Origin of the sequence: Mycobacterium sp. 1164966.3 (assembly GCF_001665395.1) — a bacterium.
Classification (GTDB): domain Bacteria; phylum Actinomycetota; class Actinomycetes; order Mycobacteriales; family Mycobacteriaceae; genus Mycobacterium.
This window is the reverse complement of record NZ_LZSG01000023.1, coordinates 26,801-48,956: the sequence shown is the minus strand read 5'-3', so window position 1 is coordinate 48,956 and position 22,156 is coordinate 26,801. Positions and strand designations below refer to the sequence as shown.

The following is a 22,156-nucleotide window of genomic DNA, read 5'->3' as shown; positions in this document are numbered from 1 at the left end:
CGCATTTAGGCCACCAACCGGGCCTCGCGCGTTACGGCGGTAGCGGCCAACACGGAACCCCAGGCGCGGGCTGCCCCGACCCGCATGGCCTCGGGATCGCCGGTGGTCAGAAACACCCGCTGCCGTGACCCTGCATTCAAAGTGTGAGGATGCCGCGCCGCAATCGCCGCGGCCAGCCGCTCGGCGGGATCGATCAACATGGCTTGCGGCAGCGCGGCTTTGAACCAACGACTCGCGGCGGGGTAGTGAGTGCAGGCCAGGACCAGCGCGTCGACCCCTCGTAACGGCGCGATGATCCTGGCCAAGTCTGTGCGGAATTGCGGTGAGCAGGTGCGGCCGGCCTCGATGTGGGCGGACAACGGCTGTGCCACCCGCGACCGCACAACGTGGCCTCGTCTTTCGAGGCCGCGCCGGTAGTGGCCGCCGGCGATGGTGCGACGTCCGCCTACCACGCCGATCGGACCCCCAATGTCGTCGGGCACGGAGGCCAGTCCGTGCTCGATGATGCCCTCCACCGGAATCGGTGTCGCCCCAAGCCGTCCGACCACCGTGCTGGCCGCGTTGCAGGCCAGCACTACCTCGGTGGCTCCCCGCTCGGCAAGCTGGGTGACGACCATGGTCAGCCGGGTAGCAAGCTCGTCGCTGCCCATCCGGCCGTAAGGGGTGGCCTCCGCGTCCGACCAGTACACGATCGGCAGCCCTGGTGCCATCTCGTCCAGCGCGCGAACCAGCCCGATACCGCCGATCCCCCAATCGACAATTCCCAAGCAAGAATTCGTGGTCATGACATCACGGATAGGTGAGGGGGGCGGTCTGCCCCTTGTCCAATGGTCCGGAATCGAATGCCACCACCCGCGCAGACCTGGTTGCTGTCAGCGTGTCCAGTCGAGTGCCGGGGAAGCGGCTGGCAAAATACCACTGATACTCGTGTTCGGCACGAATCGGGTTGTGCCGCACCATGGTCAGCCAGTCGGGGTGCGTCGTCAACGCGGCCAGGTCCTTAGCGAACTGTGGTCGGGCACGCCGCGTGCGCAGATGCGCCATGGCCGAACGGGCGAGCACGCCCAACTCTCGTGCGCGTACCGGGTGTTGCACCATGTCCACTACCCACAGCCGTCCGCGCGGAACCAGGACGCGCCGGATCTCTGCCATCACCGGATCCCAGTCCAGGTATCGGAACGACAGGAACGAGATCACCACGTCGACGTGTTCGTCGGGGACATCCAAATCCGGGCCGTTGACTTTGACGAACCGCAGCCTGGTCCGGTCGCGGCTGTGCTCGCGGGCTTTGTCCAGCATTCCCGCCGAACTGTCTACCCCGATGCCGAAGTCGATGTCACCGCGGTCATCCAGCTCGCGCAGCAAAGCGCCGTTGCCGCAACCAATTTCCAGCACTCGCAAGCCGCGGCCAAGCTCAGCGCGGACCCGGGATACCTTGTCGGCCACCCACTTCCACTCGGCCTCGCGAACTTTGATGTCCGCGTAGGCGCGGTCGTAGAGCTCGGCCACTCGGTCGTAGGACCGTTCCGGTTGCGCCGTGGCCGGAAGGCTCTGTATCAACGGCTCCGCCGCGCAGCCGGAGTACTTGCGGATGCTTCCGACCCAGCCGTGCGATTTCTTGCCGGGCGCGGCGATCATGTAAAGACTCGGGCGGGCCGCCGGATGGCGACCCGCCCACGCAAACCGGTCTTTGCGAGCAGACACGGTGGTGTAGTTGTAGTTGCCGAAAGTGGGGACTCCGAACACGTCGGCAAAGAATGGCGCGAACCAGCGCGCGGTGCGGCAGGCGTGGAAGTATGCACGCCCGTTGGGGGAGAACGGAATTGCCATGTCGCGCCACTCGTGCGGCGAGAACTGCTCGGGCCAGTCCGTCGAGCCGAACATCGGACCGTACATCCCGGCGTGGCTGATCAAGTGCAGCTCGCTGACCTGTCGGCCCGAAGCGGCGAACTTTGCCAGCTCGGCTGAGAAGTCGGCCTTGTGGTGCAGGCCGGAGACGACGACGTCGGCGTCGGGATTGGCGGCGCCCAGTTCGCGGGCCATGGTGGCCGCGGCAACCGAGAATTCGGCCGACCCGCCACGGTAGTGGGTGGTGTGGGCCACCCAAACCAATGGCCTCACTTGGCTTTTGGGTGCTATCTGTGCGAAGGGGATGCGCGGATGATCGCCTTGCGGTATCCATGCCCCGTAGTTGCCGACCAACTCCAGCACCTCGGCCCGCTCCAGGTCGAACACCCGCATGCCCGCCGCGGGCGGACTGTAGAAATGCAGTGTCAGTCCGTACTTTCCGGCGGTCATGTCGTGAATCACGTCGGGCGTGATCCGAATTGGCGCGCCTTCGGGGCGGATCGCCTTCTCGGCCACGACCAGCTGCGGGCCGTCCCACGTGAACCGGCGCTCCGTGAACGTGCCCTCGACGGGGATGACGAAGCCGCCCGAACCTCCGTGGTCATGCGGTGCACAGCTGTTTCCAGAACGCCAGCGCGCGAGCATGATCTCAACCTCGTCGTCGACACGCAGAATCGAGCGCGAGTACGGCTCTCCATCGGCGGGCGGCGACGCCAAGATCGACAGCTTCGAGCGGGCCTGCGCGACGCGAGTCAGCAGCTCAGGACCCGGCACTTCGCCACGCACAGCGACCGCGGCCAACGCATCTAACAGCGGGGCCAGTTCCGTGAGGCCGCTACGGGTCACGGGCGGTAGGGCGTGGACGATCTCGGTCATGGTGCTTTCCTCGTGCGGCGGACATGGCCGGGTAGGGGACCATGCGTCGCAGCTGTCCCTATGCGGCCGATACGCAACGCTGTCGCCGGGGTCTCAAAGGATCCTTGGAGGATTCTTGGAACGGCATGCGGCAAGCAGCGCAGCTGGGGTCATCACTTGCTTGCGGAGGCCGCGTTTCGGCAGGTACTCGTGACCTTTTGCGTCTGCTCGCGCGGCGCGGACGTTACGATCCCGGGATGGGTCACCAAGTGGAGGATGACGGGGTCGACGAGGATGAGTCGACCCCGGAAAGACGCCTGGCGAGCTGGCAGCGGGCCCTGCGGTGGACTGCTTGGCTGACCTTCATAGGCGTGGCGATTGCTCATTCGGATCGCCCCTCGTTCGGTGCAGTCGAATTCTTGGCGCTGGGCATCGCCCTCGCCGTCAGCATCTGGTGCATGGCCAAGCCGCTCGGGGGACCGAAGGTCGACATTGCGGAACCGGCGGACGTGCGCGGCGCATTCGTGTCACGTACGAGCTGGGGACTGGTCCTGCTGGGCGTTGCATTGACCGTTGGAGGAATCGGCGCGACCGGCGCGATCGCGTACGACCTGTCCACCGGTCGTGCGACGATCCGCGAGGTGCTCAGCGACATGGGCGCTTTCGTCGCAGGCTGGACCGCCGAGATGGTTACCGGTTGGTCATACGATGCGCATCTGGAAGAAACTCACGCCTACGCTCTGTTCGTCCTCATCGTGCCAGGCCTCTTGCTCATCTGGTTCAATCTTGTTCCGTTCGTCAAGCGGGGACATGAGTTTCGGGTGGCACCGGATTCGTCGGTTTCTGTGCGGGCGCCGGGTGGCTGGTTCGAGTTGCTCGAATACGAGTATTCGGCCGTCACCGCCGACGGAACCACGATCCGGTTTGCCGCGCGCGGTCGCGACGTCATCCTGCCGCAGGCGCGCGTGTTCTCCCGCGAGACCGGTGCCAGGCTGCCCGACGGCGTGAGCGCGGCGTTTTTTCGGCAACGGCTCGCCAGTCGAGGTTTTTGTGTCGACGAGGTCGACAAGAAACGCTTTGACGCGACGCTCGAACACGCGGCACGCTAGCTATAGACCCGGCGAGAAGACGCAGAAGCCCCCGTTTCGGCACGAAATCGGGGGCTTCTGCGTCTGCTCGCCGAACTTAGGTGACCCACTCCGGTTGTTGCGCGGTGTCGACCGCGGAGAAGTCCTTGTGAGCGAGCCCGGCCACGCAACCGCCGTCGACGACGAACTCTGAGCCGGTAGAGTAGCTGGACTCGTCGCTGGCGAGGTAGACGACGAGGTTGGACACCTCTCGCGGCTCGGCGATCCGGCCGAGGGCGGTCTGGAAGATGTCCTCGGGAACCCATTCTGTCATCGGTGTCTTGATGAGGCCGGGGTGGATGGAGTTCACTCGGATTCCGCTCGGCCCCAACTCCAGCGCGGCTGACTTGGTGAGGCCGCGGACACCGAATTTGGTTGCGGTGTAACCATGGCACGCGATCGTCCCGGCCAGTCCTTCGATCGACGAGATGTTGATGATGGAACCACGTCCGGCTTCCTTCATCGGCTTGGCGACTGCGCGGATACCAAGGAACACTCCGGTCAGGTTGATGTCGAGGATCCGCTGCCATTCGGAAAGCTCGTAGTCCTCGATAGTGCCGATGTTGATGATCCCCGCGTTGTTGACCAGTATGTCGAGCCCGCCGAATACGTCGAGGGCAGTGGCTACCGCAGCCTCCCACTGCTCGGGCTTGGTGACGTCAAGCGAGACGTATCGGCAGGAATCGCCGACTTCCTTGGCTACCAGCTCGCCCTCGTGGTCGAGGATGTCGCCGAACACCACCTTCGCGCCCTCGTCCACCATCGCCCGCACGTGCGACGCGCCCATCCCGCGCGCGCCGCCGCTGACCAGCGCGACCTTGCCCGCCAATCGTCCCGTCATATCGTCCTCCGGCTCGTTGGAATGCCTTATGTTCTCAGCCCGGTGATCGTCGGGATTTCGGGGGTACGTCCAGCAGATAAGTCATTCCAGCGCGCTCCGCGCCGGAGTACAGTTAGCAAACATTGTCGATCCCGGCGGGATGAGGTGACGAAACAATGGTGCTGCTGAGAAGGCTTGCGCCGCTTGGAATATCGATCATAGCCCTGCTCGCAATCGGTGTTTCGTTGTCGACGCGATCCGGCCCCGAGGCTACGTCCTCGAAATACCACCTCATCTCGACCGCCACGCCGCCGGCCTCGCCCGGAATCCCGTTGCCGCCGAACGAGCAAGGCTACGTGCGTGTGCAAACGAAGTCGGGTTCGACGAGCTGTTCGATCAATGCTGAAGTGGTCGCCTGCCGAACCAACGCCAATAACTGGCCCACCATGCCCGACGGGCAGCACTACCACGTCGCCAGTATCAACGCCGATGGCGAGTTCCATTGGGTCAATGCCGATCTCGGCCTGCTCGAGGGCAAAGTCACGATGGACTATCAGACCTACAGCGCCCAGGGCTGGACGATCGTCGCCAGCCCGGACGGCACCAAGTTCACCAATGACCGTACCGGCCATGGCATGTCCGTCGACACGCAGAACGTGACACCATTCTGAAACCGGGCCGCAAACCCGCGCATTGGCTCTGCGGCAATGGCGTAATCGTGCAAGTAGGGCGCGCCGTCGCCGCAGAATCAACGCTGGCTTTCGCAAGAGAGGACCCATGAACACCCGCACCTACGTCGTCACCGGCGCTGCATCAGGTATCGGGTTGGCCACGGCTCGGCGCCTGTTGGCCGACGGGGGCACCGTCGTCGGGGCCGACCTCGCCTCCCCTCCCGACCTCGGCAGCGGATTCACATTCGTGACAGCCGACGTCACCGACGAGGCGGCCGTCACCGAAGTGTTCGACGCCGTTCCGGGGCGCCTCGACGGCGTCGTGCACTCCGCCGGTGTCGCCGGCGGCGGCCCGGTCCATTTACTGCCACGCGCCGAATGGGAGCGGGTGATCGGTATCAACCTCACCGCCACCTTTCTGGTCGCAAAGGCCGCCCTGGCCAGAATGATCGAGCAACCCCGGATCGACGGCGAGCGCGGCTCGATCGTCACCCTCGCCAGCATCGAGGGCCTCGAAGGTACGGCGGGCGGCAGTTCCTACAACGCCGCCAAGGGCGGCGTTGTGCTGTTGACCAAGAACATCGCGCTCGACTACGGGCCCAGCGGCATCCGGGCCAACGCGATCTGCCCCGGCTTCATCAAAACGCCGATGGCCGACAGCGTCTTCGGGATACCGGGAATGGAAGGTCCGGCGGCCTCGATCACCAAGGAGCATGCCCTGCAACGGCTGGGTCAGCCCGAGGAGATCGCGGCCGTGGCGGCCTTTCTGTTGTCTCCCGACGCGTCCTTCGTCACCGGTCAGGCCATTGCCGTCGACGGCGGCTACACCGCCGGCCGCGATCACGGTGTGGTCCAGCTGTTCGGCCTACCCGGCTGACACCGATCGCGAAGTGGTAGGAAACAGCAATGACGTCGATATCGGAGACAGCCGCAGTGAGTGGTCAGGTCGTCGCGCTGGCCCGAGGGATGCGAGACGTGGTGCGCGCGGGGGCCGCCGAATCCGAGCGGATACGCACCCTGACTGACGCGATCGTCGACGAGATGTGGGCCAGTGGGCTGATGTCGGCGTTCAATCCGGTCGCCGCGGGCGGCGTCGAACCATCGTTCGCCGAGATGATCGAGACATGGATCGAAATGGCTTGGCAGGACGGCTCATTCGGGTGGATTGGCATCGCGAACCTGCCGTCGTCGTTCGCGGCCGCCGCATATCTGCCCGACGACGCATTCGCGGAAGTGTTCACCGCCCACGACAACCGGGTCACGATGGGAGGCCAGTTCTTCCCCAACGGCCAGGGACACGCCGCCGACGGCGGGTATCGGCTGAGCGGATCGTGGAGCTTCGGCTCGGGCATCGGCCATTCGCAGTACGTTGCCGCCGGGTTTTTCCCGATGGACAACGGCGAGATGCGGTGGATCAGCGAAGGGGTCCCCGACATGCGGGTGGCTCTGCTGCCGCGAGCCGAAGTTTCGTTCAACGACGGCTGGCATGTGCAGGGGCTCAAGGGAACTGGCTCCTACGATTACAGCGTCCAAGACGTGTTCGTGCCGGAAAACCGCACGTTCGCACTGTTCACCCGTGAGCCGTACCGCGGCACGTCGCCGGCCACTCGCATGGGGCTGATGCCGGTGACGGCCGCCGGTCATGCGTCCTGGGCGCTCGGGGTATCGAAGAGCATGCTCGACGACGTGTCCGAGCTGGCCGCGACCAAGTACCGAATGAGTGACATGGCGGCGCTGGCCAGTCGCCCGACGTTCCAGAAGGGGCTTGCCCAGCACCTCGCTGCGTGGCGGGCAGCCCGGCTTCTGGTGATCGACGCCTTCAGCACTGCCGAGGCTGCGGTGGCCGCGGGCGGGGAGCTGACCCCGACCCTGCGAGCGGACATGCGCGTCGCGGCCATCCACGCCACCGATACGGCGCGTGGCTGCGCGGAGTGGGCCCACCTCGTCGCCGGTACCAGCTCCATTCGCGAGGGCAGCCGCCTCGAACGCGCGTTCCGCGACATGTACACCGGAACCCAGCACGCGTTCATCAGCGAAAAGGTCGCCATGGATGTGGCACAGGTCTGGCTGGGAATCATTGAGGACCAGTTCGGGCTTTAGCTTTGCGTCTGCTCGCGGGCCCTAGGCCGGGACCTCCTTGGAGCCACGACCCAGATGACGGAAGCCCGCGCAGGCCTTCTTGAGGCCCAGCGCGTACGGCAGCGCGCTGGATTCGAACTTCAGCCTCGCCGCCAGCTTGGAGCCGAAGCCCGACTCCGGCACCGCGGGTGCGATCTCAGACGCGGCCAGGTCGATGTAGTGCGTGGATGTTTCCCCGATGCCTTCGAAGTGATGCACCAGCGGCAGGCAAAGACCACGCATGTGCTCGTCCAGGCATTGCGCTACGACGTCGGTCATCAGGACGTATTCCGGGACTGGTACCTCGTTCTTGAGCATGCGGTGCACGAGGATGACGTCCACGCCGGCCAGTTCGACGAGACGCTTCACTTTCTGCTGCGCCACCTCGCCCTCGTGCGCGACGAACTTCAGCGACAGCCGGTCTAACTGCTCACAGCTCGCGCAGTCGCAGGCAATGTCTTTCCGCATCCGTTCCCGACGCGTCAGGAACGACCGGCGCATGTCTGAAAGACGTTCGCACACCAGAACTTTTGCGTTACCACCCGGCGCCCAGAAGAATGCGGCGTCACCCTCCAGCTTCGCCAGCTTGAGTCCTTTGCCGGCGTCGATGACCGACTCCAGCAGGTCGGCCACCGTCTGCTGAGCGTGGGCCAGGTGCAGCCTGTTCCACTGCATGTAGTTCGTATATCCGCCGATGTCCGCGATCAGCAGAACGGCTCGCTGGATGGCCATGATTTCCGGAGTCTAGCCAGGTCGGGCCGCTTGAGCGGGCGATTGCGGGGACGCAGTCAGTTCGATTGCCACATGCTTCACTCCAGCATCGCCGCAGGCTCGGCCGTCCTGTTCCGAAAAGCGATAGCGCGGGTGATACCGATTTCAGAACAGACGCGCCCGCCGCCGCCAGGGGCTGGTGTGGCGCATGTGACCAGCGCCCATTGCAACGGTGGCATCCTTGCTCTATGGGCTTGGTGTTCCGCCTGGTGGAGCTTCTGCTGATCATCCTCCCGCTGGCCGGCGCGATTGTCGCCGCGCACAAGGCGTTCACTGCTTTCCGAAGAGGCCAGCAGACCAGCGGGACAGACCGCGACGAGACACGGGTTCCCACGCCGCAGGCACGAACCGGGAACCCGGCCGCCCAGTGGGCGGCGATCAAACGCGTCGTCGAGGAGCACAAGCGAACTGATTCGCGCTGGCTGGATTACGAACTCGACGTGGCCAAGCTGCTGGACTTCCCGCTCATGACAGACATGCGCAACCCGTTCACGACGGCCTTTCACAAGGCCAAGCTCAGGGCGGAGATGCTGCGACCGACCCGAGCCGAAGACCTTCTCGACGACCGCGAGGCTGCCGACCAATACTTCGCCGCGGTCGAGGAGTATGTGACCGCGTTCAACGTTGCGGAGACCGAGGCAATTCGTCAGCGCCGCAATGACTTTACCGAGGAGGGGCAGCAGCGGATAGCGCGTGCGCAGAGTCTGCTGCGCGTGGTGTCGGACAATGCGGCGACGGCGCAGGAGCGCCAACGTGCCTACGACCTGGCCCGTAAAGAACTCGATGGGCTGATCGTGTTGCCGTCCTTGACTCAAGCAAGAATCGAGCGTGGGATTGCCGGCGAGCTCGGCGGATAGCGGTCCATTACGGACCAGCGAGCAGATGTAAACCTCGGCACGCATACCATCAGCGCATGCGCGGCTACAAGATCTTGATCACCGGCCCGAGCGGTCAGGTCGCAGCGCCGATCGCCCGGGCGCTGGCCGCCGACAACGAGGTGTGGGGGATCGCCCGGTTCACCGACGCCGCCGCGCGCGCAAATCTGGAGCAGGCGGGTGTGCACTGCGAGGCGGTCAACCTGGCCGCCGGCGATTTCACCGCGCTCCCGGACGACTTCGATTACGTCCTCGACCTGGCGGTGGCCAAAAGCGGAAACTGGGGCAAGGACCTGGCAGCCAACGCGGATTCGGCCGGCTTGCTCATGAGCCACTGCCGCGGCGCGAAAGGCTTCCTCTACTGCTCGTCGACGGCGGTCTATGACCCTCCCGACGACGAGCCACGGACTGAGCACGCCGCCCTGGGCGACAACCACAAGGTCGTGTTTCCCACCTATTCCATCTCCAAGATCGCGGGGGAGGCCGTGGTCCGCTCGACGGCACGGGTGCTCGGCGTACCTACCACCATCGCCCGGCTCAACGTGCCGTACGGCGACAACGGCGGGTGGCCGTACTTCCACATGGAGATGATGCTGGCCGGTATCCCGATTCCGGTGCCGCCCGGCGGTCCGGCCCGCTACAACCCGATCCACCAGGACGACATCATCGCAACGATCCCGAAGCTGCTCGAAGCGGCGTCGGTCCCGGCGGTCACGGTCAACTGGGCCGGGAGCACGACCGTCAGCCTCCAGGAGTGGTGTAGCTACCTTGGCTCGCTCATCGGTCGCGAGCCGACGTTCCGAGAGGACCCGCAGGCGCTGGGCGGAGTGCCCGTCGATCTGACCCGGATGCGCGAGCTCGTCGGCGACACCGAGGTGGACTGGCGTGACGGCATCCGCCGGATGGTCGCCAAGTATCACCCTGAGCTGGTCAGCGCATGAACAAGCGGTTGGTAGGGGCTGGGCCCAGGGCTCAGCGTGTCGAATTCGATTGATAGGACGGATATGTCGAGAACGGTGGTGATCGGTGCGTCGAGCGGGCTAGGGCGCTGTATCGGTGTCGGCCTTGCCAAACGCGGCGCCAATGTGGCTCTGCTCGCACGTCGGCGCGAGCGGCTCGAGGCAGCCACGCAGGAGGCCGGAGAAGGCGCGGTCGCCATCGAATGCGATGTTACCGAACAGGATTCGTGCCGATCAGCGATCAATGCCGCTGCCGACGCGCTTGGCGGCATCGACAACCTGGTATATGCATCCGCGATTTGCCCGTTGGTGCGCGTCGCCGACACCGATGCCGACATGTGGCGAAAAGTCTTGGATACCAATGTCATCGGAGCATCGCTGGTGACGGCTGCGGCGGTACCGCACCTGTCAGCCTCCGGCGGCAAGGCGGTCTACCTGTCGTCCGATTCGGGTACCTACGGGCCGCCATGGCCCGGCTTGGGCGCGTATGGCGTCAGCAAGGCGGCGCTGGAGAGGCTTGTGGAGGTGTGGCGGGCCGAGCACCCGAATATCGGCTTCACCAACCTCATCGTCGGAGAGTGCGCGGGCGGTGAGGGCGACTCGATGACGGGCATGAGTTTCGACTGGGATCGCGAGCTCGCCATGAAAGCTCACCCGCTGTGGATGGCCCGCGGCTGCATGCCGGGAAAGCTGATGCCGGTCGAAGATCTCGTCGAAGTGGTGCACACGATTCTGCGCACCGACGCGGCGACGTCTATGCCGGTCGTGGTCGCCAGGGGTGCTTCGGCGACTCCGGCGGGACTTCTGGACACCTAGGAGAGTCGATGTCCGAGCGGCCACGCGACATCAGAGAGCTGATCGACGACACCGAGGCTTACCGGGACGAGCTGCTGCGACGGTGGACTGGTCTGCTCAGCTACCGCTATATCGGGCGCAATCATGCGTCGATGAATATCGGCGAGGTCGACGACACCGTTCGCATCAGGCGCGACATGCGCAACGATGCCGGCGGAATCATGGTCGCCCCGTTGGCAATTGCATCACCTGAGGGATGCCAGACCGACATGGTCGCGGTGCCCAATCCGGTGATCTCCTCGGTACAGATCCTGGATCCCGGGTTCGACGTCGACACCGTCCTCGTGGTGGGTTCCGGCAACATCCATCAGGGCAGGACGATGGGCTATGGCCGGTGCCTGATCGTCGACGCGAACAACACCGACCGGGTGATCGCCTTCATTCAGGGTCAGGGCGCGGTCATCGGTCAACCGCCGCCCGGTCTGGAGAAGATGGACGTCAGCGGTACCGAGCTGGTCATCGAGGATTCCCCTGACCTCCCGCCGCTGTGGCAGGCGTTCGGCGCATGTAAGCGCGACGACGGGCACTGGGTGATGCCTGAGCTCACCCTCGAGGTGGCATCCCCCGATGCCGCGCTGCACATCGGGCCGCAGCACGTGTTGCTGGAGACGGCCGCGATCGACCTGGCGGCAGAGCAGGCGGGTACCAGGAAGCTGCAGGTGCAGAGCTGGCACGTGATGTTCATGGCGCGCGGCAAGGTAGGCCCGTTTCGCGTCGACGGGACCGCGTATCGCGGCGCCGACGGGTGCATCGGCGTGCGCATGCTCATCCACGACGAGGGCAACGACGATCGTCCCATCACCGCGGGCTCGGCACAGCTGGCGCGAGCAGACGCAAAATCGCCCAAATCGGCCCCGATTTAGGCGATTTTGCGTCTGCTCGCGACCATCAAGGAGGCACAAATGAAGCTCAGCGGCAAGACCGTCCTGCTTACCGGCGCGACCGGCGGCCTCGGGCGAGCGATCGCCGCCGCGCTCGCCGACCGCGGCGCACGCCTGATCCTCAGCTCGCGCAAGCCACAGGAACTTGATCAACTGGCATCCGCGTTGCCGGGCAGCGATCACCGCACGATCGTGTCTGACCTCGCCGAGCCGGGAGCCGGGTTGACACTGCTCGCCGAGGCAGGCGAGATCGACGTCATGGTCGCCAACGCGGCGCTGCCCGCCTCCGGCAAGTTGGACAGCTTCACCCCTGAACAGATCGATCGCGCGCTGCGGGTCAACCTGGAAGCACCGGTCCAGATGACGCGAGGGTTGATCCCATCGTTCACAGCGCGAGGGTCCGGGCATCTCGTCTACATCTCGTCGATCTCGGGCAGGGCGGCAACGGCGCGTGCTTCGCTCTATGCGGCAACGAAATTCGGCATCCGTGGTTTCGCGCTGTGCCTTCGCGACGACCTGCGGCCCACCGGCGTCGGCGTCTCAGTCGTCAGCCCGGGAGCCATCAGCGGGGCCGGCATGTTCGCCGACTCGGGAGCCAGTGCGCCACCTTTCATCGGCACCGGCAGACCCGAGGAAGTGGGAGCGGCCGTCGTCACCGCGATCGAACGCAATCGCGGTGAGGTGACCGTCGCGCCGATACGGCAACGGGTGCTGGCTCAGTTCGCCGTTAATGTTCCGGAGCTGTCCTCGCGGTTGTCCGGCGACATTGCCGCCAAGGCTGCCGACCAGATCGCCGCCGGCCAGACCGACAAGCGCTGATACCTCATGTTCGGCTTGCTACGAAAATGGTCTCAGCTCGGGAGCCTGCCGGCAGAGCTGCGCGAACAACTCGAAGCCGAGGGCGTCATCTACCTGTCCGGCAGGGTCGGGGTAAACCGCCACTTCAGCGGTCATGTCCCAGGCGTCTATTCGGCGTCCGGCGTCGCCCGCTATCGTGGCGCATTCGCGTTCAGCACTGCGCGGATCGTCGCCACGTTTCCGACGAGCGCCGACCCGGCAATGCGCTGTGTCGATTGCGGCTGGGACAGCAGAACCGGCCCCGCGCGGGCGGCCATCACCGACAAGGGCCTCTCGATAAAGATCGACTTGCCCGCGGTGGACCGGGCCTTCAGCGGCACGATGGAGCTCAACTACAAGAAACACATCGACGACAACGTCCTGCGGCAACTGCCCGTCAAGGAGCTTGCCTTCCCGCTTGACCCCGTCTTCGTCTACCGCGCCGCCGGAGTTCGACTCCCCAAGTAGCTATGGGCGCAAATCCGCGCCGATCTAGCCGATTTGGCGTGGGCTCGCCACACGCTCTCGCACCGCGCGGCCCATCCGCGTCACCGCCTCGACCAGAATCGCTTGCGACGTAGCGATATTCATGCGGACATGCCCTACGCCGCCAGTCCCGAACGCGTGGCCCGACGTCAGCAGGACACGAGCGTGGTCGAGAAACCAGCGCGCCGGGCCGGACAGATCGGACACCACCGCGATGCCCTCGGCCGCCTGTTCGCTGAAGCCCAGTTGCCGACAATCCAGCCACGCCAGATATGTGCCTTCTGGCCGGTGATAGCGGACGCCGGGAAGATGCTCGGCTACCAACTCGCCCAGCAACTTTCGGTTCGTATCCAAACCGCCCAGCAGCGCATCGAGCCAGTCGCCGCCGGAACGGAACGCTTCGGTATGCGCGATGACACCCAGGTGGCTGGGTCCGTGGCTGACTTCCTCGGGCATCCGCTTGAGCTCCGCCGCCGATTCCGGACCGGCGACGGCCAATGCTGCTTTCAGCCCGCACAGATTCCATGCCTTGGAAGCGGATATCAGGGCCAGGGCGTTCTCCGTGCCGGGGACAGTCAGATACGGTGTGAACCGCGCACCGGACAGCACAAGCGGAGCGTGAATTTCGTCCGACACCACCTGGACACCGAATCGGCCGGCCAATTCGGCAACAGCACTCAGCTCCTCGCCGGTGTGCACCGACCCGGTCGGATTGTGCGGATTACACAACAAATAAGCCACTTTCGCAGCCGGCCCGCTAGAGCGACGGACACGCGAGAATGTTTCCTCCAACGCCGCCAGGTCAATTCGGCCGTCGCTACCCAGCGGCGCCTCGACCACCCGTCGACCGTCATGCGAGACGAACGCGTAAAACGGTGGATACACAGGCGGATTCACGATCACCGCGTCACCGCGTTCGGTGACCAGCCGCAGCATCTCGACCACACCGAGCATCACGTCGGGAACGATCGCCGTGCGGCTGACCGCCAGATCGTGCCATCCCCAGCGCTCAGAAGCGAATTCGCTCACGGCTACGGCATAGCCTCTTCCGTACGGGTACCCGGTATCGCCGATATCGACCGCGCGATGAAGCACGTAGGCCACCGTCGGCGCGAGGCGGACGTCCATCTCGGCGACCCACAACGGCAACACATCGGGTGCGCACGCGCGCCACTTCATGCTGCTGCGCTTGCGCAGTTGCTCGACCGAAAGCTCCTCGAAAGGATTAACCGCTCCGGGACTCACGAGCAACCACTTTAACCGCCGACGAACGCGCCTTTCGGAATCGTCAGGGGCAGATCCACCGAACTGAGCAGCCCGGGTGGTGCGTCGACGACATAGGGCACGGCGTTGACGACGCGCATCGCGGTCGCGACCATGGCGCCGGCTCCCGAGCTCATCCCCGGGATACCGGCCCGGCGTGGATCCTTGAGCGTGGCGGCCAGCGTGCAGTCGATGTCGGGATCACCACTGATCACGATGCGATACGACAGATCGCCGATCCCAGTGGGCCAGTCGGGGGCGACGTCGTGCGCGAGCCGGGTGACGTGTTCGATGACGATGGCGTCGCGGCCGTCGACCACCCCGATCGCCTGCATACGCAGGGCGCCGCAAGTCCCGGCCTCGACAGTGCCCATCGCGACTTCCAGCGTCCGGTTGGTGACGGCGCGATCGAATCCCTCACGCACTTCGGACACCTCGACGCCGAGCGCGTCGGCGATCAACCGGATCTGCCCCTGCCACTCGCCGGCAATCGCTCCCGGAAAGCCGATCCATGGCTGGTAATCCAGCGGCCGGCCAAATCCCAACGCGTCGCTCATGATGTCGGGGACCCCGTAGTCGTCGTACAGGCCGATCTCGAATGCGTGGATCTTTTCGATCGTCGACGACTGCGTGGACAGCACCAGCGGCAGGTAGTCGGCGGCGAAGCCCGGTTCGATTCCCGACGCATACAACGACACCTGACCCTGCTTGGCCGCGGCGGCCAACTGGTCGCGCCACTCGGCCGGTTGGTAGGCGTGCGGGTTGACCAGGCGGGTGGTGCTGGTGGTGACGACGTTGATCCCGGCTTCGAGCAGCTTGACGTAGTCGGGGATGGCCAGCGCGTCACGTTCGGGGCCGCTGGCCGCATAGACCACGCAGTCTGGCTTCAGGGCGATGAGCGCGTCGGCGTCATTGGTGGCGGCCAGACCGATCGGCTCGCCGTTGGCCAATTCACCGGCATCCTTTCCGACCTTGTCCTGCGCGTGTACCCACACCCCCACAAGTTCCAGGTCGCGACGCCGTTGGATGGTGCTGATGGCGATCGATCCGATGCCGCCCGTCGCCCACACCACCACTCGGTATGCCATGGTGCTCCTCCTCAGATCTCGAAAAGCGAAGCGGCAGTGGCCAACCCGATACTTGCGACGCGCAGCTCGGGCCGTCTACTGCGGCCGACCCGCGAGTCAACCATACGCAGAACAAACGTTAGGTTACTCTGCCTGGGTATGTTCACGCTCAGGTTCGACATGCGTGCTCCCGACTGGGCCGGGCCCGTCGCGGATCTCTACGCCGCGGCCATCGCCATGTGCAGCTGGGCGGAGACACGCGGTGCCGTCCTGGCCATCCTGTCCGAGCACCACGGCACCGATGACAGCCATCTACCGGCGCCGCTGACGCTGGCCTCAGCGATCGCGGCCAGGACGCGAAGCTTGGCGATACTGCTGGCCGCGGTGCCGATTCCGTTGTGGGACCCGGTGCGGCTTTGCGAAGAGATGAGTGTGCTGGACCTGATCAGCCGGGGCCGAGTGTCCTATGTGTTCGGGGTGGGTCATCGGGCCGAGGAGTATGACCACTTCGGCATCGACATGGCCACCCGCGGTCGGGTGGCCGGCGAGATCCTGGCGGTGCTGGGCCCGTTACTGCGCGGTGAGTCCGTCCAGCTTCGGGGCCGACGGGTCCGCGTCACCCCAGCGTGCGCGTCGCCCAATGGGCCGCTGATCCTGATCGCCGGTGGCAGCAAGGCCGCGGCTCGCCGCGCCGGCACCTTCGGACTCGGGTTCGTCTCGCAGACCGACCTGCCCGGTTTGAAGGAGTACTACGAAGCGCGGTGCCGCGCGCACGGGCATGAGCCCGGTGTCATTCAGTTCCCCGGGAAGGGCGCTCCGACAACAGTTTTCGTATCCGACGACGTCGACGAGGCATGGCAGCTGTTGGGGCCGCACCTGCTGCACGACGCAATGACGGCGGCTTCGTACAGGCCGCACGACGACTCGGTCGCTAGCATCACGCGGGCCGAGACCGTGGCCGCACTACGCGCGGAGAACGGCCCATACCGCATCCTGACCTTCGACGAGGCGACCGATTACGTGCGGAGCGGCAAACCGCTGCCGCTGCATCCGCTGTGCGGCGGACTTCCACCCGACACAGCGTGGCCATACCTGCAACGTGCCGTGGACGCCGCAGCCCGAGCCCACGAATAAGGAGTGTTGATTGTGCCTTCGAACCCGGAGAAGCCGCTGCGTACCGTGGTGTGGTCCACCGGGGGAGTCGGATCGATCGCGATCGACGCCATTGGCCGCCGACCGGATCTGGAACTCGTTGGCGTATGGGTGCATTCGCCTGACAAGGTCGGCAAGGACGCCGGCGAGCTGACCTGCGGCCAACCGATCGGGCTGCGCGCCACCAATGACGCCAACGCGCTGATCGCCCTGGCGCCCGACTGTGTGGTCTACGCCGCCAGCGGTCCCGAGCGCGACGGGGCCGCAGTGCCTGACTACATCCGGCTGTTGCAGGCGGGCATCAACGTCGTGTCGACGACGTCGACGAGCCTGGTGTACCCGCCGTCGTATTTCGCGCCCGACTGGCGCAACCAGCTCGAGGCGGCAGCCCAGGCCGGAGGAGCATCGTTCTACGGCTCGGGCATCTTTCCCGGTTTCGCCTCCGATCAACTCGCGCTGCTGATGGCGACCCAGTCGAAGCACATCCGCAGCATCACGGCCAGCGAGATCGCCCTCAACGACCACTACCCGGTGGCCGACGTGATGATGAACGGTATGGGGTTCGGTCGCCCACTGGATTTCGAACCCATGATGAAGACTCCCGGTTTTATCGAGATGGCCTGGAAGGCACCGATATACCTGATCGCCAGGGGCCTCGATGTCGAGGTGGAGCGAGTGCAGAGTTCCTTCGACCGGGAGCTGACCGATCGGGACATCGAGGTCGCATTCGGCACCGTTGAGGCAGGCACCTGCGGTGCGGTGCGCACCCGGGCCGCCGGCGTGGTCAACGGCCGCGAGGCCATCGTGATCGAGCACGTCATCCGGATGGCCCGCGACGTCGCACCGGCCTGGCCGACCTCGGACGCCGACGCGACCTATCGGGTCGACATCGAAGGCGATCCCGACATCCACTGTGTGATGACCCTGGGCGAGGCAGTGGGTCACGGTGCCGGACATGCGGCGATGACGTCCACGGCGATGCGGGTGGTCAACGCGATCCCGTACGTCGTCGGCGCGGCTCCCGGGCTGCTCAGCTCGCTGAATATCCCGACGACGCTGCCGCGGCACGTCTTTGATCGTTGACTGCGATCTTGAATGGGACGTAGCGTACTGAGACAAATATTAGGTTGGCTAGGGAGTTCAGTTGTACATAATGCGCTTCGACATGCGAGCCCCCGCGTCGGGGGCGCCGCCGGCCGCGTTGTATGCGGCGGTTCCCGAGATGTGCGCATGGGCCGAGGATCATGGTGGCCTGGCAGCTGTGTTGTGCGAGCACCACGGATCCGACGACGGCTACTTGCCTGCTCCGTTGTTATTGGCTTCGGCGATCGCGTCCCGTACGCAGCGGTTGGCGCTGAGCCTGATCCTGATTCTGCCGTTCTACGACCCGGTACGCCTCGCCGAGGACATGTCCATCCTCGACATCCTCAGCGGCGGGCGGGCGTCGTACATCCTGGCCCTGGGGTATCGACCCGAGGAGTACGACATCTTCGGCCTGTCGCTGAGTGACCGTGGGCGCCTAGCCGACCAGAAGCTCGGCCTGCTGCGCCGGCTGCTCGCGGGCGAAACCGTCGTTGAAGACGGACGACAGATCATGGTGACACCGCTGCCGCTCACTCCCGGTGGGCCGGGGCTGATGTGGGGCGGTGGCAGCCTGGCAGCGGCTCGAAGGGCGGGCCGGTACGGCCTGGGGATGTTGGCCAACGCGAATATCCCGGGTATGCGGGAAGCCTACGAGGAGTCCTGCCGCAAGCACGGCTATCAGCCGGGCGCGGCATTCTTTCCCGACCGCAACACGCCTTCGGCCACCTTCGTCGCCGACGACGTGGACCAGGCGTGGTCGGAGCTAGGCGAGTATCTGCTGCACGACGCGCGCGCCTATGCCGAATGGAATCCGGGCAACGAGACGTCGGCCGGGTTCTCCCACGTGGCCAGCGTCGACGAGCTGCGGGAAGCATCGTCGTCGCACGTAATCATCTCGACGTCGGAAGCGATCTCGCGTGTTCGCGCCGGCAAGATGCTGACGCTGTCGCCGTTGTGTGGTGGCTTGCCACCGGAAATCGCCTGGCCCTATCTCAAACGCGTTGGTGAGGTCGTGTTGCCCGAGGCCGCCCGCTCGCAACCACCAACGGACGACGCGTTCAACGCGTTGTTGTCGGAGACTGGGACGAAGCCATGACCACCACTGAACTTTATTACGACCCTTTCGATTTCGGCATCGACGACGATCCGTACCCGATCTGGAAGCGGCTTCGTGACGAAGCGCCGCTGTACCACAACGACAAGTACAACTTCTACGCGATGAGCCGGTATGAGGACGTGTCGCACGAGCTGACGAATTGGGAGGTCTACCGCTCGGGCCGGGGTACCACCATGGACATCATCATGAGCGGTATCGACTTGCCGCCCGGCGTCATCCTTTTCGAGGACCCGCCGATTCATGATATGCATCGCCGGGTCCTGTCAAGGGTTTTCACGCCGCGCCGGATGGAGGCGATCGAGCCGCTGACGCGTGATTTCTGTGTGCGTGCGCTCGACCCGTTGGTGGGCTCAGGCCGGTTCGACTTCATCGAGAACATCGGCGCGATGGTCCCGATGCGCACCATCGGCTACCTGCTCGGCATCCCCGAACAGAATCAGGAAGCGATCCGTGATCGTGGTGGCCGTCAGATCACCTTGTCCGAGGGGACTTTTCGGGCCGTCCCGAAGGACTTCCTGGAGCACAGTCACGAGATGTTCGCCGAGTACATCGATTGGCGGGTCGACCATCCCTCCGATGACCTGATGACTCAGCTGCTGAACGCCGAGATCGAGGACGACGACGGGACTCGGCGGCTGAGCCGGTCGGAGGTTTTGCTGTATACGAGCATGATCGCCGGGGCCGGTAACGAGACCACGACGCGACTGATCGGCTTCATGGGGCAACTGCTGGCCGAGCATCCCGATCAGCGTCGCGAGATCGTCGCTAATCAGGCCCTGATTCCGATGGCGATCGAGGAGGTGCTGCGCTACGAGGCGCCGTCGCCCGTGCAGGCGCGCCATGTCGCTCGCGACATCGAATGCCGTGGCACGACGGTCCCGGAAGGTTCGATCATGTTGCTGATCAACGGATCAGCCAACCGCGACGAGCGCAAATTTCCCGACCCCGACAAGTTCGACATCCACCGCGGCGCACCGCATCTGAGCTTCGGGCATGGGCTGCACTTCTGTCTGGGCTCAGCATTGGCGCGTATGCAGGCGCGGGTGGTGCTGGAAGAGGTCATCAAACGCTGGCCCGACTGGGAAGTCGACTACGCCAACGCCAGTAAGGCCCATACGTCCAGTGTGCGGGGCTGGTCGAAGCTGCCGGTGTTCACTGGCTAACAGAACAAACGTTTGGTTGCGTCGCCGTTCCCAAGGAGACAGACACCTTGTCGTACGAAAGTACTGCTCAGCCAATCAAAATCGGGTATCTGATGGACTTTCGGCTGCCCGAGTTCTTCCCGAAGAGTTACTTCGAAGACCTGACTCAACCGTTCGATCTTGTGTTCAAGCAAGCGATCGATCGCGGGCTGATCGATCGGCCGATCGAGATCATCTACCGCGAGGTCGAGGGCCTGCCCAAGGGATCGGTGAAGGCGGTGATCGATGCCTACGGCGAACTCTGCGACGAGGGGTGCCTGGCCGTGTTCGGCCCGAATATCGGTGACAACGCGATCCCTACCCGGGAAGCGATCGCGGAGCGTTTCAAGGTTCCTTGCATCAGCGTGACGGGATCCGACGTCGCGCTCGGCGAATGGTTCTTCTCTTTTCCGATGGGTTCACATACGGACGAGCCGATCTTCTGGTCGGACCTGCTGGCTAAGGGCGGGCACTCGGAGGTGGGCGTGCTCGTCGAGCAGTCTTTGGTCGGGGAGACCTATCTGAAGAACTTCCGGGAAGCCAGTAGGCGCAAGGGGATTCGTATCGTCGCGGAGGCAGCGATCCCGCAGACGGCCCAAGATGTGACGGCGGCCGTGCAGTCCCTTCACGATGCCAAGGCACAGGCATTGGTGCATTGCGGTTTCGGTTTCGGCATCGTGTTCATCAATCCCGCTCTACAGGAGCTGGGGTGGGACCCGCCACGGTTCTGCGGCACCGCCTTCCAGAACGCTTGGCTCAACCCGGTGATGTGGAACGCGTTCATGGGCTGGGTCGGGGTGGACCAGTACGACGAGGGCAACACTGTCGGACAAAAGTTCCTCGACGAGTACCACCAGGTGTATGGCCGGCGACCGGAATGGTGTGTGCCCGTGGTCAATCGCGATGTTGCGTGCACCTTGTTGCGGGCGCTGTCAGATGCGCACCCGTTGAGTCCGCGTGGGGTCAAGGAGGCGCTCGAACGGGTGAAGATGATGCCGGCCGCATCCGGGGCGCCCGGAACGCGGGTGTCGTTCGGCAACTGGACCCGACGAGCGTGGATGGGCGCGGGTTACCTGGTGGCACGTCGGCTTGACGCCGACGGCGTCACCTCCCATCTTGTCGACCGCTTCGGCGAGGAGTAGCTGCTCGCCTATGGCGCGCTGAAATCGACCAGTAGGGCGCCTTCGGGCCGGTTCCCGAGGGTCTGCAGCGGAATGTCCTCACCCTTAGCCGTCAGCCGCACGATGTCGGCCAATTGCCTGGGAGCGTCGCATTGTAAATAGTGATCGGCTGTCGGCAGCACCCAATAGCGGTTGCGGCCGGGTTTGTCCTTCAGGTAGGTATGCCACACATAGTTCGGGACTCTCAGCGGCGAGACGTTGTCGTGTATGCCCCATACCACCGTGGTATTGACAGAGAGCTTGGAAAGCGCTTCGAGCCAACTGGTTTCGTCGGCAGCGCGCTCGTTGAGGTATTGGATGATGTCGGGCAGCACCCGGATCCCGTCGTTGTGCGCAAAGCTTTTCGCCAATGCGGCGATCTCCGGGTCGTCCGGCGTCCGGCGGGGCATGAAGGTGGTCATCCCGAGACCGGCCGCCAGAGCGTCCGGAGTCGTTGCCGCAGCAGTACTTCGGGCGGTCGCCGGGTCGAGCAGCATGGTCTGGAACACTGTGAGATTCGACAGCGGGAGATAGATGTTGGCGTTCGTGATGATGACGTCGACGGGTGCGGCCGGCGGTCCCTGGGCGCACAACATGTCCAGCGCAATCATGCCGACACTGCTACCGCGGTCGTGGGTGAGCATTCGGTACTCGGTCAGCTGCCACACCTGTGTGATCGCGTGGACGAGCAGACGGGCATCGTCATACAGCGAGTAGACGTACGGCTCGGGTGGCTTGTCGGACAATCCGTGGCCCGGGAAATCCAGCGTGAAGATGTCGAACTCGGCACCCAGCTCTTTGGTCAGTGCGTAATAGTCAATGCTCGACGTCGGGAAGCCGTGCACGAGCACCAGCGCCGGCGCACCCCGGGTGCCGCATCGGCGGCTGAATATCGCGAGCTCTCGTCCGTCGTTGGCCGGCGTCGTAGACCGCCACCGAAGTTGTGCACTGTCACGCTGCCATTCAGTGAAGATGTCCAAGCTGTCAGCATCGCAGAGGTGCGCGCCGATGTCACGATTCATCGGGTGGG

Annotated in this window: 22 protein-coding genes; 15 read left to right on the top strand and 7 right to left on the bottom strand. The window is 64.8% G+C overall.

The genetic code is table 11. The annotated features are described in order from the left end of the window. Nucleotides 1-5: 5 nt before the first annotated feature. The gene (locus A9W99_RS08280) at nucleotides 6-785 is read right to left on the bottom strand and encodes a glutamate racemase (protein ID WP_067375658.1); all 780 of its coding nucleotides are present in this window, start codon (nucleotides 783-785) and stop codon (nucleotides 6-8) included. Between the two features lie 4 nt (nucleotides 786-789). Beyond that, a complete protein-coding gene (locus tag A9W99_RS08275) occupies nucleotides 790-2,724 on the bottom strand; it encodes a methyltransferase domain-containing protein (protein WP_067375656.1) in 1,935 nt (644 codons plus the stop codon). Nucleotides 2,725-2,960: 236 nt separating this feature from the next. On the opposite strand from A9W99_RS08275, the gene A9W99_RS08270 reads away from it, so the two are divergent. After that, the gene (locus tag A9W99_RS08270; protein ID WP_067375655.1) at nucleotides 2,961-3,812 is read left to right on the top strand and encodes a hypothetical protein; all 852 of its coding nucleotides are present in this window, start codon (nucleotides 2,961-2,963) and stop codon (nucleotides 3,810-3,812) included. 76 nt (nucleotides 3,813-3,888) lie between these two features. Here the strand turns inward: A9W99_RS08270 and A9W99_RS08265 are convergent, their stop codons facing one another. Then, nucleotides 3,889-4,671: an SDR family oxidoreductase gene (locus A9W99_RS08265; RefSeq protein ID WP_067375653.1), complete on the bottom strand. Its 783-nt coding sequence runs from the start codon at nucleotides 4,669-4,671 to the stop codon at nucleotides 3,889-3,891. Nucleotides 4,672-4,826: 155 nt separating this feature from the next. Here A9W99_RS08265 and A9W99_RS08260 point away from each other — a divergent pair, with 155 nt between their 5' ends. The 3 genes from A9W99_RS08260 (at nucleotide 4,827) to A9W99_RS08250 (ending at nucleotide 7,421) form a co-directional block, all read left to right on the top strand. Then, nucleotides 4,827-5,321 (top strand): hypothetical protein, encoded by a 495-nt coding sequence (locus A9W99_RS08260; RefSeq protein WP_067375652.1) that lies wholly within the window; start codon nucleotides 4,827-4,829, stop codon nucleotides 5,319-5,321. 106 nt (nucleotides 5,322-5,427) lie between these two features. Then, a complete protein-coding gene (locus A9W99_RS08255; RefSeq protein ID WP_067375650.1) occupies nucleotides 5,428-6,198 on the top strand; it encodes an SDR family NAD(P)-dependent oxidoreductase in 771 nt (256 codons plus the stop codon). A gap of 29 nt (nucleotides 6,199-6,227) precedes the next feature. After that, on the top strand, nucleotides 6,228-7,421 hold the full coding sequence (locus A9W99_RS08250; protein ID WP_067375647.1) for an acyl-CoA dehydrogenase family protein: 1,194 nt from the start codon (nucleotides 6,228-6,230) through the stop codon (nucleotides 7,419-7,421). Nucleotides 7,422-7,442: 21 nt separating this feature from the next. Here the strand turns inward: A9W99_RS08250 and A9W99_RS08245 are convergent, their stop codons facing one another. Beyond that, nucleotides 7,443-8,171: a DUF2652 domain-containing protein gene (locus A9W99_RS08245; RefSeq protein ID WP_067375645.1), complete on the bottom strand. Its 729-nt coding sequence runs from the start codon at nucleotides 8,169-8,171 to the stop codon at nucleotides 7,443-7,445. Nucleotides 8,172-8,398: 227 nt separating this feature from the next. Here A9W99_RS08245 and A9W99_RS08240 point away from each other — a divergent pair, with 227 nt between their 5' ends. The 6 genes from A9W99_RS08240 (at nucleotide 8,399) to A9W99_RS08215 (ending at nucleotide 13,085) form a co-directional block, all read left to right on the top strand. Next, the gene (locus A9W99_RS08240) at nucleotides 8,399-9,067 is read left to right on the top strand and encodes a hypothetical protein (RefSeq protein ID WP_067375643.1); all 669 of its coding nucleotides are present in this window, start codon (nucleotides 8,399-8,401) and stop codon (nucleotides 9,065-9,067) included. Between the two features lie 56 nt (nucleotides 9,068-9,123). Further along, complete coding sequence (locus A9W99_RS08235) at nucleotides 9,124-10,026, top strand: NAD(P)-dependent oxidoreductase (RefSeq protein WP_067375641.1); 903 nt, start codon at nucleotides 9,124-9,126, stop codon at nucleotides 10,024-10,026. A gap of 75 nt (nucleotides 10,027-10,101) precedes the next feature. After that, complete coding sequence (locus A9W99_RS08230) at nucleotides 10,102-10,860, top strand: SDR family oxidoreductase (RefSeq protein ID WP_172828836.1); 759 nt, start codon at nucleotides 10,102-10,104, stop codon at nucleotides 10,858-10,860. Between the two features lie 8 nt (nucleotides 10,861-10,868). Next, on the top strand, nucleotides 10,869-11,762 hold the full coding sequence (locus tag A9W99_RS08225) for a hypothetical protein (RefSeq protein WP_067375638.1): 894 nt from the start codon (nucleotides 10,869-10,871) through the stop codon (nucleotides 11,760-11,762). Nucleotides 11,763-11,801: 39 nt separating this feature from the next. Then, nucleotides 11,802-12,599 (top strand): SDR family oxidoreductase, encoded by a 798-nt coding sequence (locus A9W99_RS08220; protein ID WP_067375739.1) that lies wholly within the window; start codon nucleotides 11,802-11,804, stop codon nucleotides 12,597-12,599. 6 nt (nucleotides 12,600-12,605) lie between these two features. After that, nucleotides 12,606-13,085, top strand: a complete 480-nt coding sequence (locus A9W99_RS08215) for a hypothetical protein (protein ID WP_067375636.1) — start codon at nucleotides 12,606-12,608, stop codon at nucleotides 13,083-13,085. Between the two features lie 24 nt (nucleotides 13,086-13,109). Here A9W99_RS08215 and A9W99_RS08210 read toward each other — a convergent pair whose 3' ends face one another. Next, nucleotides 13,110-14,282, bottom strand: coding sequence for a MalY/PatB family protein (locus A9W99_RS08210; RefSeq protein WP_067375737.1), 1,173 nt, complete (start codon nucleotides 14,280-14,282; stop codon nucleotides 13,110-13,112). 77 nt (nucleotides 14,283-14,359) lie between these two features. Continuing rightward, nucleotides 14,360-15,454: a dihydrodipicolinate reductase gene (locus A9W99_RS08205; protein ID WP_067375634.1), complete on the bottom strand. Its 1,095-nt coding sequence runs from the start codon at nucleotides 15,452-15,454 to the stop codon at nucleotides 14,360-14,362. A 138-nt stretch (nucleotides 15,455-15,592) separates the two neighbouring features. On the opposite strand from A9W99_RS08205, the gene A9W99_RS08200 reads away from it, so the two are divergent. The 5 genes from A9W99_RS08200 (at nucleotide 15,593) to A9W99_RS08180 (ending at nucleotide 21,108) form a co-directional block, all read left to right on the top strand. After that, entirely contained in the window at nucleotides 15,593-16,567 is a 975-nt protein-coding gene (locus tag A9W99_RS08200; protein WP_067375632.1) for an LLM class flavin-dependent oxidoreductase, read from the top strand. A gap of 12 nt (nucleotides 16,568-16,579) precedes the next feature. After that, nucleotides 16,580-17,668 (top strand): dihydrodipicolinate reductase, encoded by a 1,089-nt coding sequence (locus A9W99_RS08195; protein ID WP_067375630.1) that lies wholly within the window; start codon nucleotides 16,580-16,582, stop codon nucleotides 17,666-17,668. A gap of 61 nt (nucleotides 17,669-17,729) precedes the next feature. Further along, entirely contained in the window at nucleotides 17,730-18,764 is a 1,035-nt protein-coding gene (locus A9W99_RS08190) for an LLM class flavin-dependent oxidoreductase (protein ID WP_067375629.1), read from the top strand. Then, a complete protein-coding gene (locus A9W99_RS08185; protein ID WP_067375627.1) occupies nucleotides 18,761-19,948 on the top strand; it encodes a cytochrome P450 in 1,188 nt (395 codons plus the stop codon). Before A9W99_RS08190 ends, A9W99_RS08185 begins: the two co-directional genes overlap by 4 nt. A gap of 47 nt (nucleotides 19,949-19,995) precedes the next feature. Next, nucleotides 19,996-21,108, top strand: a complete 1,113-nt coding sequence (locus A9W99_RS08180; RefSeq protein ID WP_067375625.1) for an ABC transporter substrate-binding protein — start codon at nucleotides 19,996-19,998, stop codon at nucleotides 21,106-21,108. 8 nt (nucleotides 21,109-21,116) lie between these two features. Here the strand turns inward: A9W99_RS08180 and A9W99_RS08175 are convergent, their stop codons facing one another. Further along, entirely contained in the window at nucleotides 21,117-22,106 is a 990-nt protein-coding gene (locus A9W99_RS08175; protein ID WP_067375733.1) for an alpha/beta fold hydrolase, read from the bottom strand. Between the last annotated feature and the right edge of the window lie 50 nt (nucleotides 22,107-22,156).